Here is a 15,502-nt window from a genome sequence, read left to right as displayed (position 1 = left end):
AGAGAACGTGCGTTAGAGAACAAGAACGGTTCGCATTGTAGGGGCTGGAGGCCGTCCCCGGCAATCAGATGCTTTTGCGTATGAGAATATTTATCATTAATATTGCTCGCCTGTAGTTCGGCTTGTCGGCCGGGCGTTTTTCGTTTCAGGGCCGAAAGATGAAAGGCAAACTCGCCACGCTTCCCATGTCCTACCGTCTGGCGGTCACCTCGCGGGTGTTGGCGGCGATTTTTGGCGGCTATCTGGTCGCGGCGCTGGCCAGCGTCACCCTGACGCTGTGGCTGCCGTTGAACCGCGCCGAGGCGGTGGTGACTGGCATGACCGTGTCTTTTCTGGTTTATCTGGTCGCGGCGCTCTGGTGTTTTGCCTGCCGCAGCGCCTGGTCAGCGTGGGTCGGCTTGCTGGTGCCGAGCGTGATTCTCGCCACCGTCTCCGGCGTTGTGCGCGGCCTGGGGCTGGCATGAAAGAGGGCTTCCTGCAGGCGATGGCCTGGGCGCAGTGCTGAGATGCTGATTGGTCTGCCGCCGGAATCGCGCGACGACGAGCCGCGTGGCGCCCGTGCGCATTTTCTCCAGGTGTTCCTGTCCCAGCGTGCGCAAATGGAAGCGCTGGTGAACCGGCGTGTCGGCTGCCGGGCGACGGCGGCGGATCTGGTCCAGGATCTGTTTCTGCGTTTCTGGCGCCGGCCACTGGTGCAGGTCGAGGAGCTCAGCACTTATCTGCTGCGCTGCGCTGGCAACATTGCCATCGACCATTTGCGCAGTGAAGGCACGCGGGCCCGCGTCAAGGAAGGCTGGCAGCCGGACGAACCCGACAGCCACGGCAGCGAGCCGCAAGCGGCACTGGAGGCGGGCAACGACCTGCGCCATGTCGAAGCTGCACTGCGCGCCTTGCCTGAGCGTACCCGGCAGATTTTTCTGCTCAATCGTATTCACGGTCGCAAGTACGCCGACATCGCCAAAGCCATGGGCCTGTCCCAAAGCGCCGTGGAAAAACATATGATGCGCGCCCTCGAGGCCTGCAAGGCCAGCCTGCGCGAACCCGCGCCACGCCTGCCAGGGAAAGCACCGTGAACCGATCCGATTCCGTCACCCCGACCCCCGCTCAGGAGCAAGCCGCTCTCGCCTGGCTGAGCCTGTTGCATGATCGGCCGAGTGCCGGCGATCAACTGACGTTCAGCCGATGGCTGCGCGCCGATCCGGCCCACGCCGAAGCGTATGCGCAAGCGCAGGTCATCTGGGAATTGAGCGAAAGCCCGGCGCGCTCGCTTGCCGCTGAAGAAGCGGCTGCGCTGCAAGGGTATCTCGACGCAATGGACCGGCCGCGGCGTCCGCAACTCCGGCGTGCAGCGGGGGCACTGGCGATGGCCGCGTGTTTGTTGCTGATGGTCAGCCTTGGCACGGGCTGGCAACCGCAGCGCTGGGTCGATGATCTTGGCGCCGATTACGTCTCGGCGCCTGGCGAAATCCGCACGGTGACGCTGGCCGATCAGTCGCAAGTGATCCTGGATGCCGACAGTGCGATTGCCGTTGATTTCAGTCACGGTCAGCGGCGCGTGCAACTGATCCGGGGGGCCGGTTTCTTCAGCGTCAGCCACACCGGCGATCCGTTTGTGGTCGCGGCGCAGCAGGGCGAGGCGCGGGTGCTGGGCACTCAGTTTGAAGTGCGTTTGCAACCTCACGGTGCGCAGGTCACGGTGATGTCCGGGCGCGTCGGCGTTTCCGCCAGTCGTGACGGCGCGCTGCAGATTCTCACCGCCGGTCAACAGGTCGCTTACGCTGACGGAACGGCGCAAAAGCTCCATGCGGTGGACAGTGAAGCGCAACTGGCCTGGCGCCAGGGTTGGCTGACGTATTACAAATCGACCCTGGCCGATGTGGTGGAAGATTTGCGTCGCTATTACCCGGGACGGATTGTTGTGCTCAATGACGAGTTGGCGGCGCGCAAGGTCAGCGGCAGTTTTCCGAGCAAGGATCCGCAGGCGGTGCTCAATTCGTTGCAGGGGGTGTTGGGGTTTGAGCAGCATCGGGTGTTGGGGCAGTTGATCATCCTGCGTTGAGGCGACCGGCCCCTTCGCGAGCAAGCCCGCTCCCACCTTTGAAATGCGTTCCCCCTGTGGGAGCGGGCTTGCTCGCGAAGGGGCCAGAACAAACAACACAACACTCCCGAAAAATAATTTCGAAATCTTGGTGAGGTAACTCCGAGCCCCATCCGTGTAATGACTGAAACTGCGATTCATTCGCATCCGTTGCGGTTCTACACAGGTCGTCAAGCAATGAAGTCCAAGGCAAAATCGGGTTCGGTCAAACAGTGGTTAGGCGTGTCGGCGTTGAGTTTTTCCGCGTTGGCACTGTTGCCGATGCGGGTGGCAGTAGCCGCTGAAGCGGTCAGCAATCAGCCGCAACAGCAGTTCACATTCGCCCTGGCCGCCAAGCCGCTGCCACAAGCCTTGAACGACTTCAGCCGCGTCACCGGGCAAAGCGTGGTTTACACCGATGAAGCGCCGTACGGCCTTAATGCCCCGGCGGTCACTGGTCGGATGAGCGCCGAACAGGCACTGCAACGCTTGCTCGGCAACTCCGGCCTGAGCTTCCGTCGCACCGACCCCCATACCTTCGCGCTGGAACCCCAGCCAACCGAAGGCGCGCTCAACCTTAGCGCCACAACGATCACCTCGATGCGCGATGAATCGATGAGTTATCAGCCGCCGCAGACCAGTTCGGTGATGCGTTCTTCGGCCTCGTTGCAGGAAATTCCGCAGACCGTCAACGTCATCCCGGCGCAGGTCATTCGCGATCAGTCGCCACGCAATCTCGATGACGCGCTGGCCAACGTCAGCGGCATCACTCAGGGCAACACCTTGGGCAGCACGCAGGATTCGGTGATGACCCGCGGTTTCGGCGACAACCGCAACGGCTCAATCATGCGCGACGGCATGCCGCTCGTGCAGGGCCGTGGCATGAACGCCAGCGTGGATCGCGTCGAAGTACTCAAGGGGCCGGCCTCGTTGCTGTACGGGATTCAAGACCCGGGCGGCGTGGTGAACCTGGTCAGCAAAAAGCCCGAACTCACTCAGTACAACGCCCTGACCCTGCGCGGCTCGACCTACGGCGACGGCAAGAATGGCAGCGGCGGCGCGTTCGACAGCACCGGTGCATTGGGCGATTCCGGATTCGCCTATCGCATGGTCCTCGATCATGAAGACGAAGATTACTGGCGCAATTTCGGCACGCACCGCGAGACGCTGATTGCGCCGTCGCTGGCCTGGTACGGCGAGCGCACCAAGCTGTTGGTCGCCTACGAGCACCGCGAATTCCTCACCCCGTTCGACCGTGGCACGTTGATCGATCCGCGCACCAATCATCCACTGGATATCTCACGCAAGGAGCGTCTCGACGAGCCGTTCAACGACATGGAAGGGCGTTCGGACCTTTACCATTTCGAAGCCGATCATGAGCTCAACGACGACTGGAAAGCTCACTTCGGCTACAGCTGGAACCGCGAAACCTACGACGCCAGCCAGGTCCGCGTGACCGCGATCAATACCAAAAACGGCACGCTGACGCGCAGCATGGACGGTACGCAGAACGCGATCAGCACCGATCGTTTCACCACCGCCAGCCTCGAAGGCAAGGTCAATGTGCTGGGCATGCAGCACGATCTGGTGTTCGGCGTCGATGACGAGTACCGCAAAATCTACCGCGAGGATCTGATCCGGCAGAAAAGCCTGACCACCTTCAGTTACCTCAATCCGGTCTATGGCCGCGAAGTGATGGGCACGACGGTGAGCGCACCCGACAGTGCGCAGACCGATGAACTGCGCAGCGACTCGGTGTTCCTGCAGGACTCGATTCACCTCAACGAGCAGTGGATTCTGGTCGCTGGCGGACGCTTTCAGGAATACGACCAGTACGCCGGCAAAGGCGTGCCGTTCAAGGCCAATACCGACAGCAACGGCCAGAAATGGGTGCCGCGCGCAGGTCTGGTGTATCGCTACACCGATGCCTTGTCGTTCTACGGCAGCTACACCGAATCGTTCAAACCCAACTCGACCATCGCCCCGCTGAGTGGCAGCAGCACTGTGCTCGACGGCAGCATTGCGCCCGAGGAAGCCAAGTCGTGGGAGCTGGGCGCGCGGCTGGATTTGCCGGGCAGCATCACCGGTAATATCGCGCTGTTCGACATCAAGAAACGCAACGTGCTGGTGGCCAACTCCGAAGGCCCGACGACGATCTACAGCGCGGCGGGCGAAGTGCGTTCACGCGGGCTCGAAGTGGATTTGAGCGGTCAGCTCAGCGAGCACTGGAACCTGATCGGCAGCTACGCCTATACCGATGCTGAAGTGACCGAAGACCCGGAATACAAGGGTAAGCGCCTGCAAAACGTAGCGAAGAATTCCGGCTCGCTGTCGGCGGTGTATGACTTCGGCAGTGTGTTCGGCGGCGATCAATTGCGTGTCGGTGCCGGCGCGCGTTATGTCGGCGAGCGCGCCGGGAACGCGGTGAATGATTTTGACCTGCCGAGCTATACCGTGGCCGATGCGTTTGCGACTTACGACACTAAAGTCGAAGGGCAGAAGGTCAAGTTTCAGTTGAACGTGAAGAACCTGTTTGATCGCACCTATTACACGTCATCGGCGAGCCGCTTCTTTGTGTCGATGGGCGATTCGCGGCAGGTTTCGCTTTCAAGCACTCTGGAGTTTTGAGTCAACGTCAAAAGATCGGACGATCTTTTGATCTTCTAAGGCAAAAACGCCTGCCGGTACTCGCCGGGCGTTCCACCCAAAATCTGCTTGAACCGGTTGGTGAAATGACTGGCACTGGCAAACCCGCACGCCAGCGCAATTTCACCCAACGGCAACGCCGTCCCGCGCAACAACTCGCGCGCGCGGCTCAGGCGGCGCGCCAGCACATACTGATGCGGCGGCAGCCCGAAGCTGACGCGGAACATCCGCGCAAAGTGGTATTCCGATAGCGCACACAGCCCGGCCATTTGCCCGAGGCTCATCGGTTCGGCCAACTGATTGTCGATGAACTCCACCAGTTGCCGACGCTGATGCGCTGCCAGCCCGCCCTTCAGACGCAGGCCTTGCCGCATGCCAACCTGGCTGAGCAGGGTGTGGCTGATCAAATCGTGGGCGAGGCTGCTGGTCAGCACGCGCTCGGCCGGTTCGTCCCAGTTCAGGTTCAGCAGTTGCCGAAAGCGCTGTGCCTGAAGCGGATCTTCAAGAAACGTCTGTTCACGCAACTGCATCTCGCGTGGTTCGCGATCAAGCAAGGTCACGCAGCCCAGGGCGAATTGTTCGGCGCTGAAATACAGGTGCGCGAGACGGATATCGCCATTGATCACCCAGCCCGATTCGTGATCGGCCGGCAGAATGCACAGCTTGTCCGGCCCGCCCTTATGGCCCGGCTGGCCACGACGGAATGTGCCGGTGCCGCCGGCGATGTAGCAGGAGAGGGTGTGATGACTCGGCGCTTCGTATTCCTGGGCGTCGTGGTGGTTGGTCCACAAAGCCGCAGACAAACCGTCACCGAGCTCGGCGCTGTGCACCAGGCGTGCATTCGGCGAGCTGTTTAATGCTTGAAAGACTTGCAGGGTATCAATGGCGGCCATGTTCGTTCTCTCCAACGCCTTGCATCCTACTCCGTAGGCACCGCGCTGCCAGCCTGTCGGCAGACAAAAGCGCAAGATTCTGCAAGCGCTCAAGGCGAGCCCGGGCGGACACTCAAGGCCTGTTTAAGGAGCGTCTGTCATGAACCTGTCGTTGTATCTGCTGACCGTGCTGATCTGGGGCACCACCTGGATTGCCTTGAAATGGCAATTGGGCGTGGTCGAAATTCCAGTGTCGATTGTCTATCGCTTCGGTCTTGCTGCGCTGGTGTTGTTTGCGCTGTTGCTGCTCAGTCGGCGCCTGCAACCGATGAATCGGCGCGGGCATTTGATCTGTGTGGCACAGGGATTGTGTCTGTTCTGCGTAAATTTCATGTGCTTTCTGACCGCCAGTCAGTGGATTCCCAGTGGGCTGGTGGCGGTGGTGTTTTCGACGGCAACGTTGTGGAACGCGCTGAATGCGCGAGTGTTCTTCGGCCAGCGCATTGCGCGCAATGTGCTGATGGGCGGCGCGCTCGGTCTGTCCGGTCTGGGCCTGCTGTTCTGGCCCGAACTGGCCGGGCATCAGGCCAGTCCGCAAACCTTGCTCGGCCTCGGTCTGGCATTGTGCGGCACTCTGTGTTTTTCGGCGGGCAACATGTTGTCGAGTCTGCAGCAGAAGGCCGGCCTGAGGCCGCTGACCACTAACGCCTGGGGCATGGCCTATGGCGCGGCGATGTTGTCGGTGTGGTGTATGGTCAAAGGCATTCCTTTCGACATGGACTGGTCGCCGCGTTATGTCGGTGCGTTGTTGTATCTGGTGATTCCCGGCTCGGTGATTGGCTTCACCGCGTACTTGACGCTGGTCGGGCGCATGGGGCCGGAGCGTGCCGCTTATTGCACGGTGCTGTTCCCGGTGGTGGCGCTGAACGTATCGGCGTTCGCCGAAGGTTATCAGTGGACCGCACCGGCGCTGGCCGGGCTGGTGTTGGTGATGCTGGGCAACGTGTTGGTGTTTCGTAAACCGAAAAAGCTGTTGTCTGCCCGTCAGGGAAAGTTGGCTTGATAAAACGAGCGCTGTGGTTCAGTGCTCAACTTTCAATGTGATATAAATCATTACCGGGAAAATGAAATCGACAATATGTCTTGCCCAGTCCTTGGCATTCCATGATTGCGAAGTGTCCATGTCGAACCACTCCACGCCGACAGTTTGCAGGCAAACGTAATAAATGAAGAGGGCGACCAATATGCCCATGATCGAAAATTTCTTGGCTTCATGAAATGCCGCAGCCGATGCATCGATGTAGCGATATAACTGGTAAGTACCGATGATGCAGAGCACCGTATACGTGACTTCCATGGTAATGATGAACCAGTAGATCCGGTGATGGATCATCGGCGAGTCAATCGCCCGATACATGATGTTCTCGCTGGCATTGGTGGTGTCCATGCTCAGGATGTGTGCGACGTATGTGTAGTTGGACTCGTAGTCGGTGAAGTTGTGGATCATCACCAGCAGGCCAAAAAAGCTTATATAAGCCATCAAGATGACTTTGCTGTAACGAATGAGTTTGTCAGTGGTCAGGGTGTTCACGGGATTTGCTCTCCTTGCAATTAATCAATCAATAAATTGATAAGTGCCGAGAGCTTATATTGCAGTTGCCTGATTTGGCTTTGCTGTTCGGTTGCAAGTTATGTATCGAGAGTAAGTCCAGGGCCAGCGCTTTGTGCGCTGGCCCTGTTTTTTTATCCGCGCCAGACTTGCGGGTTGACCAGATCCTGAGGCCGTTCGCCGAGCAGGGCGCTGCGCAAGTTGGCCAGTGCGCGATTGGCCATGGCTTCGCGGGTCTCGGTGGTGGCTGAACCGATGTGCGGCAGGGTCACGGCGTTTTCCAGCTGGAACAGCGGCGACTCGGCCAGCGGTTCTTTTTCGTAGACGTCCAGCCCGGCACCACGGATGCGGTTGTTTTGCAGGGCTTCGATCAGCGCCGGTTCGTCGACAACCGGGCCGCGAGAGATATTGACCAGAATTGCGCTCGGTTTCATCAGCGCCAGTTCGCGATGGCTGATCAGGTGGCGGGTCTTTTCGCTGAGTGGCACCACCAGGCAGACGAAGTCGGCATCGGCGAGCAGCTCATCGAGGCTGCGGAACCGGGCACCGAGTTCCTGTTCCAGATCGGGCTTGCGGCTGTTGCCGCTGTAGATGATCGGCATGTTGAAGCCAAAGCGACCACGACGGGCGACCGCGGCGCCGATATTGCCCATGCCGACGATGCCGAGGGTTTTGCCGTGTACATCGCTGCCGAACAGTGGGGCGCCGACGCTGGCCTGCCATTGCCCGGCCTTGGTCCAGGCGTCGAGTTCGGCGACGCGGCGGGCACTGCTCATGATCAGCGCGAAGGCCAGATCCGCCGTGCTTTCGGTGAGTACGTCGGGGGTGTTGGTGAGCATGATCCCGCGTTCGTTGAAGTAGTCGAGGTCGTAGTTGTCGTAGCCGACCGAGACGCTGGAGACCACTTCGAGTTTTGTCGCGTTCTCCAGTTGCGCGCGGCCCAGTTTGCGGCCGACGCCGATCAGGCCGTGGGCGTGGGGCAGGGCTTCGTTGAACTGGGCGTTGATGTCACCGTTCTTGGGGTTGGGGACGATGACGTCGAACTCTTCTTGCAGGCGTTCGATCATGGGCGGGGTGATGCGGCTGAAGGCCAGGACTGTTTTTTTCATTGGGTTTGGGCTCGTCGGGCTTGATTGCAAGCACGCTAACATTTTCTCGCTCGGGTTGTCTTGGCGGCCTCTGGGCCGGCCATGCCTTGGGTTTGTCGGGTGTGAATATCCGTTGCTTCGGTAGCGGCTGCTGGCGGTTTCGCCCTTACGGCGAGGCACTTTTTCCAGACGCCGAAAAAGTACCCAAAAAGGCTTGCTCCTGCGTTCGGCCCTCGCAGGCTCGGGTTCCTTCGCTGCGGGATCGATCCGGGCGCAGCGTTTCCGGTTTGCTTCGCTGCACCTCCTTCCGCTGTGTACGACTTCGTCGTACGGTCGCTGCGCTCCCACGCCCGGATCAATCCCTCCACTCAGCCTTCCGACGTCGCCCGTGGATCAAAAGCAAGATCAAAAGCACTCGAGCTAACGCTCATTGTTGAGTGGTGCGGCTTCGCCGCGGGCAGCTGCGCTGCTTTGCCTTTGCTTTTGTAGGAGTGAGCCTGCTCGCGAAAGCGTCTCCACTGCCAACCTATCTCTGCCAGATTCACCCTGCCCCTGTGGGAGCTGGCTTGCCAGCGAAGGCGATCTGACATTCGACCTGTTTATCACTGGTGTATGCATTCCAACTGTAGGAGTGAGCCTGCTCGCGATGGCGTCCTCACTGCCAACCTATCTCTGCCAGATTCCCCCTGTCCCTGTGGGAGCTGGCTTGCCAGCGAAGGCGGCCTGACAGCCGACCTGTTTCTCACTGGTGTATGCATTCCAACTGTAGGAGTGAGCCTGCTCGCGATGACGTCCTCATAGCCAACTCATCTCTGCCAGATTCACCCTGTCCCTGTGGGAGCTGGCTTGCCAGCGAAGGCGATCTGACATTCGACCTGTTTATCACTGGTGTATGCATTCCAACTGTAGGAGTGAGCCTGCTCGCGATGGCGTCCTCACAGCCAACCTATCTCTGCCAGATTCACCCTGTCCCTGTGGGAGCTGGCTTGCCAGCGAAGGCGGCCTCACAGCGACTCATATCTTGCTGATGTACACGATCCAGAATTGTGGGAGCGAGCCTGCTCGCGAAAGCGGTTTATCAGACACCCGAATGTTGAATGTGCAGAAGCCTTGGCGAGCAGGCTCGCTCCCACAGAGACTTAATTGTGTGTCGGCGATTGCTGGATTTCGTAATTATCCAGCACCCGATTCACTGCCAGTTCCGCCAGCATGATCACTTGTTGGATGGCCAATATCGTGTGCCGCTGTGGGCTGTCGACGTAGGCGGCGATGTCGCTGCTCATGATGCTGGCCGAGGCGAGGGATTCGCAGGCGTGGGCCAGCAGGCTTTCATTGTCCTGGTCCGGGGCGACCTGGAACATGGTGCTGGGTTTGTGGCTTTGCTGCGCGCTGGCGGACGGTTTGAGGTAGTGGTCCAGCGCACGCTCGGCGGCGTCGTGGAGCTTTTTTGAATCGGGGGATTGGTAAGGGGAGGTGCTTTCTGATTCGGGTGGATTGGGTGTCGGTTTGAACATGGCAAAGATCCTTTTGGATTAATGGAGCTGCCATTTTTTCGTTTTCCAGGCGAAAGGGGTGGCAGCTGTACGCGGACTGGAAAAACCGGCAAAGGATCAAACCCGGCAGACCCGAAGGTCTCCCACGTACAGCCGCCATAACTTGAATACCGGCGCTGAAAGAGCGCGGCATTATGTCATGCGCTGTGATCCTGCGGGTTTTCCAGACCCGGTCGCTGATTCGTCAGCAACCGCCAAATCCTAGCCAGCGCACTTCCGACGGACAACCTGCAAAACCTGTCGGAAACTTCCGTGAAATCACTGCGATGTAGGAGCTGCCGTAGGCTGCGATTTTTTGATTTTTAAACAGCAAGATCAAAAGATCGCAGCCTCGTTGCACTCGTCAGCTCCTACACGAAACCTGCGAGTGTTTAAAACTCAGGTGGCGACGCGGACGCCTGCCAGACTCCCACTCAATTCATACGCCGCCAATTCCGCCTGATGCGCCGCCAATATCTCCGGCAACGATCCGCGCAAATACTCCACCCACGTCTTGATCTTCGCATCCAGATACTGCCGCGACGGGTAGATCGCATACAGGTTGAGTTCCTGCGAACGGTAGTTCGGCATCACCCGCACCAGCGTGCCGTTGCGCAGGCCTTCGATCGCGGCGTAGACCGGCAGCACGCCGATGCCCATGCCGCTGGTGATGGCGGTTTTCATCGCGTCGGCGGAGTTCACCAGGAATGGCGAACTGTTGATGGTGACCATTTCCTGGCCGTCCGGGCCGTCGAAGGCCCATTTTTCCAGCGGGATCACCGGGCTGACCAGGCGCAGGCAGGCGTGGTTGAGCAGGTCACTGGGTTTCTGCGCGGTGCCGTTGGCTTTCACGTAGGCCGGGGAGGCGCAGACGATGCTGTAGGTGATGCCCAGGCGCTGCGAGACAAAACCTGAGTCCGGCAATTCGCTGGCGAGCACGATCGATACGTCATAGCCCTCATCGAGCAGGTCCGGCACGCGGTTGGCCAGGGTCAGGTCGAAGGTTACGTCGGGGTGGGTCTTGCGATAGCGCGCGATGGCGTCGATGACGTAGTGCTGACCGATGCCGGTCATGGTGTGCACTTTCAATTGCCCGGCCGGGCGCGCGTGGGCGTCGCTGGCTTCCGCTTCGGCTTCTTCGACATAGGCGAGGATCTGTTCGCAGCGCAACAGGTAGCGTTTGCCGGCCTCGGTCAGGGCGATGCGCCGCGTGGTGCGATTGAGCAGGCGAGTTTGCAGGTGGGCTTCGAGGTTGGAAACCGCGCGCGAGACGTTGGCGGTGGTGGTGTCGAGTTGCACAGCGGCGGCGGTGAAGCTGCCGGCTTCGGCGACACAACTGAAGGCGCGCATGTTTTGCAAAGTGTCCATGGGGTGCTCTCAAGGGAGATGGCAAATTGTGACACGAAGTTTCAGGGGCTGAGACCCCCGACCAAGGGATTATCTCGTTAACCGTAACAAAGATTCACAGAAATCCCAGCTTATCGCCGTCAGGGCAGCTCCATAGAATTGCGCCGTTGTGGGAGCGGGCTTGCTCGCGAAGGCGATTTTACCTGCAACGTGTCTGTCGGCTGACAGAACGCTTTCGCGAGCAAGCCCGCTCCCACAGGGTCTCGGTTCTTCCCCTCTCTCAGGAATTCGCAGCTGTGCCGCGTCGCATCAACAGAGCGCTTTTGCCGCTCAGTGTTCTGGTTTTTTCCCTGGCTCTCGGCGGCTGCATCTCAACCCAAGGCATTGCCCCGCAAGGCAAGGCGCTGCAGGCCGATTCACTGGCCACCGATGCAGCCATTGCCGAGGCCGCCAAAGACGCCCATTGGCCCAATGCGCAATGGTGGCAAGCATTTGGCGACCCGCAACTCAATCGCTGGATCAACCTCGCCGTGCAGGGCAGCCCGAGCATGGCCATGGCGGCGGCGCGGGTGCGTCAGGCCAGGGCGATGGCCGGTGTCGCCGAGGCGGCCGAATCATTACAAGTAAGCGGCGAATCGACGCTCAAGCGCCACAACTGGCCGACCGATCAGTTCTACGGTCCGGGTGAGCTGGCCAACAGCACGACCTGGGACAACAACGCCGCGCTGGGCTTGAGCTACGCCCTTGACCTCTGGGGCCGCGAAAGCAATGCCAGCGAACGCGCGGTGGATCTGGCGCACGTGAGCGCCGCCGAGGCGCGTCAGGCGCAGCTGGAGTTACAGAACAACCTGGTGCGTGCCTACATCGAGCTGTCGCTGCATTACGCTCAGCGCGACATCGCCGCGGCGACGCTCAAGCAGCAACAGCAGATTCTCGACCTGGCGCAGAAACGCCTGAGTGGCGGCATCGGCACTCACTTCGAAGTCAGCCAGGCCGAAGCACCGCTGCCGGAAACCCATCGGCAACTCGATGCGCTCGATGAAGAAATCGCCCTCAGCCGCAACCAGATTGCCGCGCTGGCCGGGAAAGGCCCGGGCGCCGGTGCGCAGTTGCTGCGCCCGACTTTGTCCCTCGCGGCACCGTTGAAGTTGCCGTCGGCATTGCCTGCCGAATTGCTCGGGCAACGCCCGGACGTGGTCGCCAGCCGGTGGCAAGTGGCGGCGCAAGCCCGTGGCATCGATGTCGCTCATGCCGGGTTCTATCCCAACGTCGATCTGGTCGGCAGCCTCGGCTACATGGCCACCGGCGGCGGGGCGCTGGAGTTCTTGACCGGCAAGAAACTCAACTACAGCGTCGGCCCGGCGATTTCGTTGCCGATCTTCGACGGTGGGCGTCTGCGCGCTGAACTGGGTGAAGCGTCCGCTGGCTACGACGTCGCCGTGGCGCATTACAACCAGACGCTGGTCAACGCGCTGAAAAATATCTCCGACCAGTTGATTCGCCGCGAGTCGATGGACAAACAGCAGGCGTTCGCCGCCGAGTCCGTAGCCGCAGCGCAGAAGACTTACGACATCGCGATGATCGCGTATCAGCGCGGGCTGACCGATTACCTCAATGTGCTGAATGCCCAGACTTTGCTGTTCAAACAGCAACAAGTGCAGCAGCAGGTGCAGGCGGCGCGACTGAGTGCGCATGCCGAGCTGGTGACGGCGCTGGGCGGTGGACTGGGTGCCGGTTATGACGTGCCGACGACCGAGCAGACCCAGGCCCCGAAAACACCGGCGCTCCTGCGTTGAACACACAACCCCCTGTAGGAGTGAGCCTGCTCGCGATAGCGTTGTGTCAGGCAAAGCAAATGTCAGCTGACACACCGCTATCGCGAGCAGGCTCACTCCTACAGGGACCGTGTCATGCCCAAATTTGAGCGCTAACGAATGACCTCTTTGCCCGCCCCTTTACGCTGGCTCTACTCCCTTGAATGGCGCCGCGGTTTCTTCGACTGGGCACGCAGCGATGGCGTGACCTGGGTGTATATCTTCAAGGTGCTGATCGCAGCGTTCCTCACGCTGTGGCTGGCGATGCGTCTGGAATTGCCGCAGCCGCGCACGGCGATGATCACCGTGTTCATCGTGATGCAGCCGCAGAGTGGTCAGGTGTTTGCCAAGAGTTTCTACCGCTTCCTCGGCACGTTGGCCGGGTCGGCGGTGATGGTCACGCTGATCGCCTTGTTCGCGCAGAACACCGAACTGTTTCTCGGCGCGCTGGCGATCTGGGTCGGCCTCTGCTCGGCCGGTGCCGCGCGCTGCCGTAACTTTCGCGCCTACGGTTTTGTGCTCGCCGGTTATACCGCGGCGATGGTCGGTTTGCCGGCGCTCGCGCACCCGGACGGCGCCTTTATGGCGGCGGTCTGGCGGGTGCTGGAAATCTCGCTGGGGATTCTTTGCTCGACGCTGATCAGCGCCGCGATCCTGCCGCAAACCGCCAGTGCGGCGATGCGCAACGCCTTGTATCAGCGCTTCGGCGTGTTCGCGTTGTTCGTCACCGATGGCCTGCGTGGGCGCAGCAAAGCCGAGTCTTTCGAAGCCAGCAACGTGCGCTTCATCGCCGAAGCGGTGGGCCTGGAAGGGCTGCGCAGCGTGACCGTGTTCGAAGACCCTCACATGCGCCGGCGCAACGGTCGCCTGAGCCGTTTGAACAGCGAGTTCATGGGCATCACCACGCGCTTCAACGCACTTCATCAATTGCTCGAACGCCTGCGCGGCAACGCTGAAGAGCACGTGGTGGCGGCGATCAAACCGGGGTTGCAGGATCTCGCCGAAGTGCTCGACGGCTTCAGCGGTCGTGCCCTGACCAGCCCCGATGCGGCGCGTTTGGCCACGGCGCTTGCGACCTACAAGGAAGGCTTGCCGGCACGCGTGCGCAGCTTGCGCGGGATTTTTCAGCAGAGCGCGCCGAGTGAGGCTGAGCAGTTGGATTTCCACACCGCCTACGAATTGCTTTATCGCTTCGTTGATGACCTGCACAGTTATGCGCAGACCCACGCGTCGCTGGCCGATCACCGCCACGAACGCGAACGCTGGGACGAACCCTTCACCCCGCAAACCAACTGGTGGGCGGCTGCGGCTTCGGGGATTCGTGCTTCATTCATCCTGATCGTGCTGGGCAGCTACTGGGTCGCCACCGCGTGGCCGAGCGGTGCGACCATGACCCTGATTGCCGCTGCGACTGTCGGTTTGTCCGCGGCGACGCCAAACCCGAAACGCATGGCCTTTCAAATGGCTTGCGGGACGTTTCTCGGCGCTTTGATCGGCTTCGTCGAGATGTTTTTCATCTTTCCGTGGATCGATGGTTTTCCTTTGCTGTGCGTGATGCTCGCACCGGTGATCGTGTTCGGTTCGTTCCTCGCTTCGCGGCCACAATACGCCGGTGTCGGCCTCGGTTTGCTGATCTTTTTCAGCACCGGTTCGGTGCCGGACAACCTGACCGTTTACAACCCTTACGCCTTCATCAACGACTACATCGCCATGGTCATGGGCATGCTGGTGTGCGCGGCCGCCGGGGCGATTATTCTGCCGCCCAACAGCCGCTGGTTGTGGCAACGCCTGGAGCAGGACTTGCGCGGGCAAGTGGTCTATGCGATCAGCGGCAAGCTTAAAGGCCTGGCCTCGAGTTTCGAGAGCCGTACCCGCGATTTGCTGCACCAGGCTTATGGCCTCGCGGCCGGGCAACCGAAGGTGCAGAAACGTCTTCTGCGCTGGATGTTCGTGGTGCTGGAAGTCGGCCACGCGATCATTGAGTTGCGCAAGGAACAGGCGATCCTGCCGGTGCACCCGGCCTATGCCGAGTCGCAGCCATGGCGCCAGGCAATTCGTGTGATGGGCCGGGCGCTGGTGCGTCTGTTTCTGCAACCCAATGCGAGCAATCTTGAGCGCGCACTGGTCGCCGTCGATCACGCCATCAGCCGCGTCGCCGCCACCGATGAGCCGTTCGCGCCGCACTTCGACACGTCGGCGTTGCGCCGGGTGAAAAGCTATCTGCATTTCATCCGCACCTCGCTGCTCGACCCGCAATCACCGCTCGCCGAATTCGCTCCCGCCAGGCCCGAAGGACTTGCCCATGCCTCGTGAAATCGCCTTCCACGGCGTGTACATGCCGACCATGACCCTGATGTTTTTCATCGCTGCGGCACTGGCCTGGGCGGTGGATCGGTTTCTTTCGGGGTTCGACCTGTACCGCTTTTTCTGGCACCCGGCGCTGCTGCGCCTGAGCCTGTTTACCTGTCTGTTTGGCGCCATGGCGCTGACTATCTACCGTTGACTCTCTGTCTCTAA

Annotated in this window: 13 protein-coding genes; 8 read left to right on the top strand and 5 right to left on the bottom strand. The window is 60.5% G+C overall.

Translation table 11 applies throughout. From position 1 onward, the window contains the following. The first annotated feature begins 158 nt into the window (after positions 1-158). From HU739_RS12860 to HU739_RS12845, 4 genes are all read left to right on the top strand, one after another. Positions 159-464 (top strand): DUF3649 domain-containing protein, encoded by a 306-nt coding sequence (locus HU739_RS12860; RefSeq protein ID WP_186547199.1) that lies wholly within the window; start codon positions 159-161, stop codon positions 462-464. A 42-nt stretch (positions 465-506) separates the two neighbouring features. Further along, on the top strand, positions 507-1,073 hold the full coding sequence (locus HU739_RS12855) for an RNA polymerase sigma factor (protein WP_186547198.1): 567 nt from the start codon (positions 507-509) through the stop codon (positions 1,071-1,073). Continuing rightward, positions 1,070-2,059: a FecR family protein gene (locus tag HU739_RS12850; protein ID WP_186547197.1), complete on the top strand. Its 990-nt coding sequence runs from the start codon at positions 1,070-1,072 to the stop codon at positions 2,057-2,059. The genes HU739_RS12855 and HU739_RS12850 overlap by 4 nt, the downstream gene beginning before the upstream one ends. Positions 2,060-2,275: 216 nt before the next feature. Further along, on the top strand, positions 2,276-4,705 hold the full coding sequence (locus HU739_RS12845) for a TonB-dependent siderophore receptor (RefSeq protein WP_186547196.1): 2,430 nt from the start codon (positions 2,276-2,278) through the stop codon (positions 4,703-4,705). A 35-nt stretch (positions 4,706-4,740) separates the two neighbouring features. Here HU739_RS12845 and HU739_RS12840 read toward each other — a convergent pair whose 3' ends face one another. Beyond that, complete coding sequence (locus HU739_RS12840; RefSeq protein ID WP_186547195.1) at positions 4,741-5,616, bottom strand: AraC family transcriptional regulator; 876 nt, start codon at positions 5,614-5,616, stop codon at positions 4,741-4,743. Positions 5,617-5,755: 139 nt separating this feature from the next. On the opposite strand from HU739_RS12840, the gene HU739_RS12835 reads away from it, so the two are divergent. After that, entirely contained in the window at positions 5,756-6,658 is a 903-nt protein-coding gene (locus HU739_RS12835; protein WP_186547194.1) for a DMT family transporter, read from the top strand. A gap of 18 nt (positions 6,659-6,676) precedes the next feature. On the opposite strand, the gene HU739_RS12830 is transcribed toward HU739_RS12835, so the two are convergent. The 4 genes from HU739_RS12830 to HU739_RS12815 all read right to left on the bottom strand — a co-directional run bounded on the left by HU739_RS12830 (position 6,677) and on the right by HU739_RS12815 (position 11,192). Further along, positions 6,677-7,186: a DUF2165 domain-containing protein gene (locus tag HU739_RS12830; protein WP_186547193.1), complete on the bottom strand. Its 510-nt coding sequence runs from the start codon at positions 7,184-7,186 to the stop codon at positions 6,677-6,679. 152 nt (positions 7,187-7,338) lie between these two features. Continuing rightward, positions 7,339-8,313, bottom strand: a complete 975-nt coding sequence (locus HU739_RS12825; protein WP_186547192.1) for a 2-hydroxyacid dehydrogenase — start codon at positions 8,311-8,313, stop codon at positions 7,339-7,341. Positions 8,314-9,431: 1,118 nt separating this feature from the next. Next, positions 9,432-9,806 carry a DUF6124 family protein gene (locus HU739_RS12820; RefSeq protein WP_186547191.1) on the bottom strand — a complete coding sequence of 125 codons (375 nt, stop codon included), beginning with the start codon at positions 9,804-9,806 and terminating at the stop codon, positions 9,432-9,434. A 417-nt stretch (positions 9,807-10,223) separates the two neighbouring features. After that, a complete protein-coding gene (locus HU739_RS12815; RefSeq protein ID WP_186547190.1) occupies positions 10,224-11,192 on the bottom strand; it encodes a LysR family transcriptional regulator in 969 nt (322 codons plus the stop codon). A 275-nt stretch (positions 11,193-11,467) separates the two neighbouring features. Here HU739_RS12815 and HU739_RS12810 point away from each other — a divergent pair, with 275 nt between their 5' ends. The 3 genes from HU739_RS12810 (at position 11,468) to HU739_RS12800 (ending at position 15,488) form a co-directional block, all read left to right on the top strand. Further along, complete coding sequence (locus HU739_RS12810) at positions 11,468-12,967, top strand: efflux transporter outer membrane subunit (protein WP_186547189.1); 1,500 nt, start codon at positions 11,468-11,470, stop codon at positions 12,965-12,967. 138 nt (positions 12,968-13,105) lie between these two features. Further along, positions 13,106-15,298, top strand: coding sequence for an FUSC family protein (locus HU739_RS12805; RefSeq protein ID WP_186551331.1), 2,193 nt, complete (start codon positions 13,106-13,108; stop codon positions 15,296-15,298). Beyond that, positions 15,288-15,488, top strand: a complete 201-nt coding sequence (locus tag HU739_RS12800) for a DUF1656 domain-containing protein (protein WP_186551330.1) — start codon at positions 15,288-15,290, stop codon at positions 15,486-15,488. Before HU739_RS12805 ends, HU739_RS12800 begins: the two co-directional genes overlap by 11 nt. The last annotated feature ends 14 nt before the right edge of the window (positions 15,489-15,502 follow it).

The organism is Pseudomonas hamedanensis, assembly GCF_014268595.2.
In the GTDB taxonomy this organism is placed as follows: domain Bacteria; phylum Pseudomonadota; class Gammaproteobacteria; order Pseudomonadales; family Pseudomonadaceae; genus Aquipseudomonas; species Aquipseudomonas hamedanensis.
Note: the sequence above shows the minus strand (reverse complement) of the source record. Positions and strands in the feature narration are given on the sequence as shown.

What these genes read in the sequence shown, in the direction of transcription:
- HU739_RS12860 (WP_186547199.1), top strand. Translation starts at nt 159, where the DNA reads ATGAAAGGCAAACTCGCCACGCTTCCCATGTCCTACCGTCTGGCGGTC.
- HU739_RS12855 (WP_186547198.1), top strand. Translation starts at nt 507, where the DNA reads ATGCTGATTGGTCTGCCGCCGGAATCGCGCGACGACGAGCCGCGTGGC.
- HU739_RS12845 (WP_186547196.1), top strand. Translation starts at nt 2,276, where the DNA reads ATGAAGTCCAAGGCAAAATCGGGTTCGGTCAAACAGTGGTTAGGCGTG.
- HU739_RS12840 (WP_186547195.1), bottom strand. Translation starts at nt 5,616, where the DNA reads ATGGCCGCCATTGATACCCTGCAAGTCTTTCAAGCATTAAACAGCTCG.
- HU739_RS12835 (WP_186547194.1), top strand. Translation starts at nt 5,756, where the DNA reads ATGAACCTGTCGTTGTATCTGCTGACCGTGCTGATCTGGGGCACCACC.
- HU739_RS12825 (WP_186547192.1), bottom strand. Translation starts at nt 8,313, where the DNA reads ATGAAAAAAACAGTCCTGGCCTTCAGCCGCATCACCCCGCCCATGATC.
- HU739_RS12820 (WP_186547191.1), bottom strand. Translation starts at nt 9,806, where the DNA reads ATGTTCAAACCGACACCCAATCCACCCGAATCAGAAAGCACCTCCCCT.
- HU739_RS12815 (WP_186547190.1), bottom strand. Translation starts at nt 11,192, where the DNA reads ATGGACACTTTGCAAAACATGCGCGCCTTCAGTTGTGTCGCCGAAGCC.
- HU739_RS12805 (WP_186551331.1), top strand. Translation starts at nt 13,106, where the DNA reads ATGACCTCTTTGCCCGCCCCTTTACGCTGGCTCTACTCCCTTGAATGG.
- HU739_RS12800 (WP_186551330.1), top strand. Translation starts at nt 15,288, where the DNA reads ATGCCTCGTGAAATCGCCTTCCACGGCGTGTACATGCCGACCATGACC.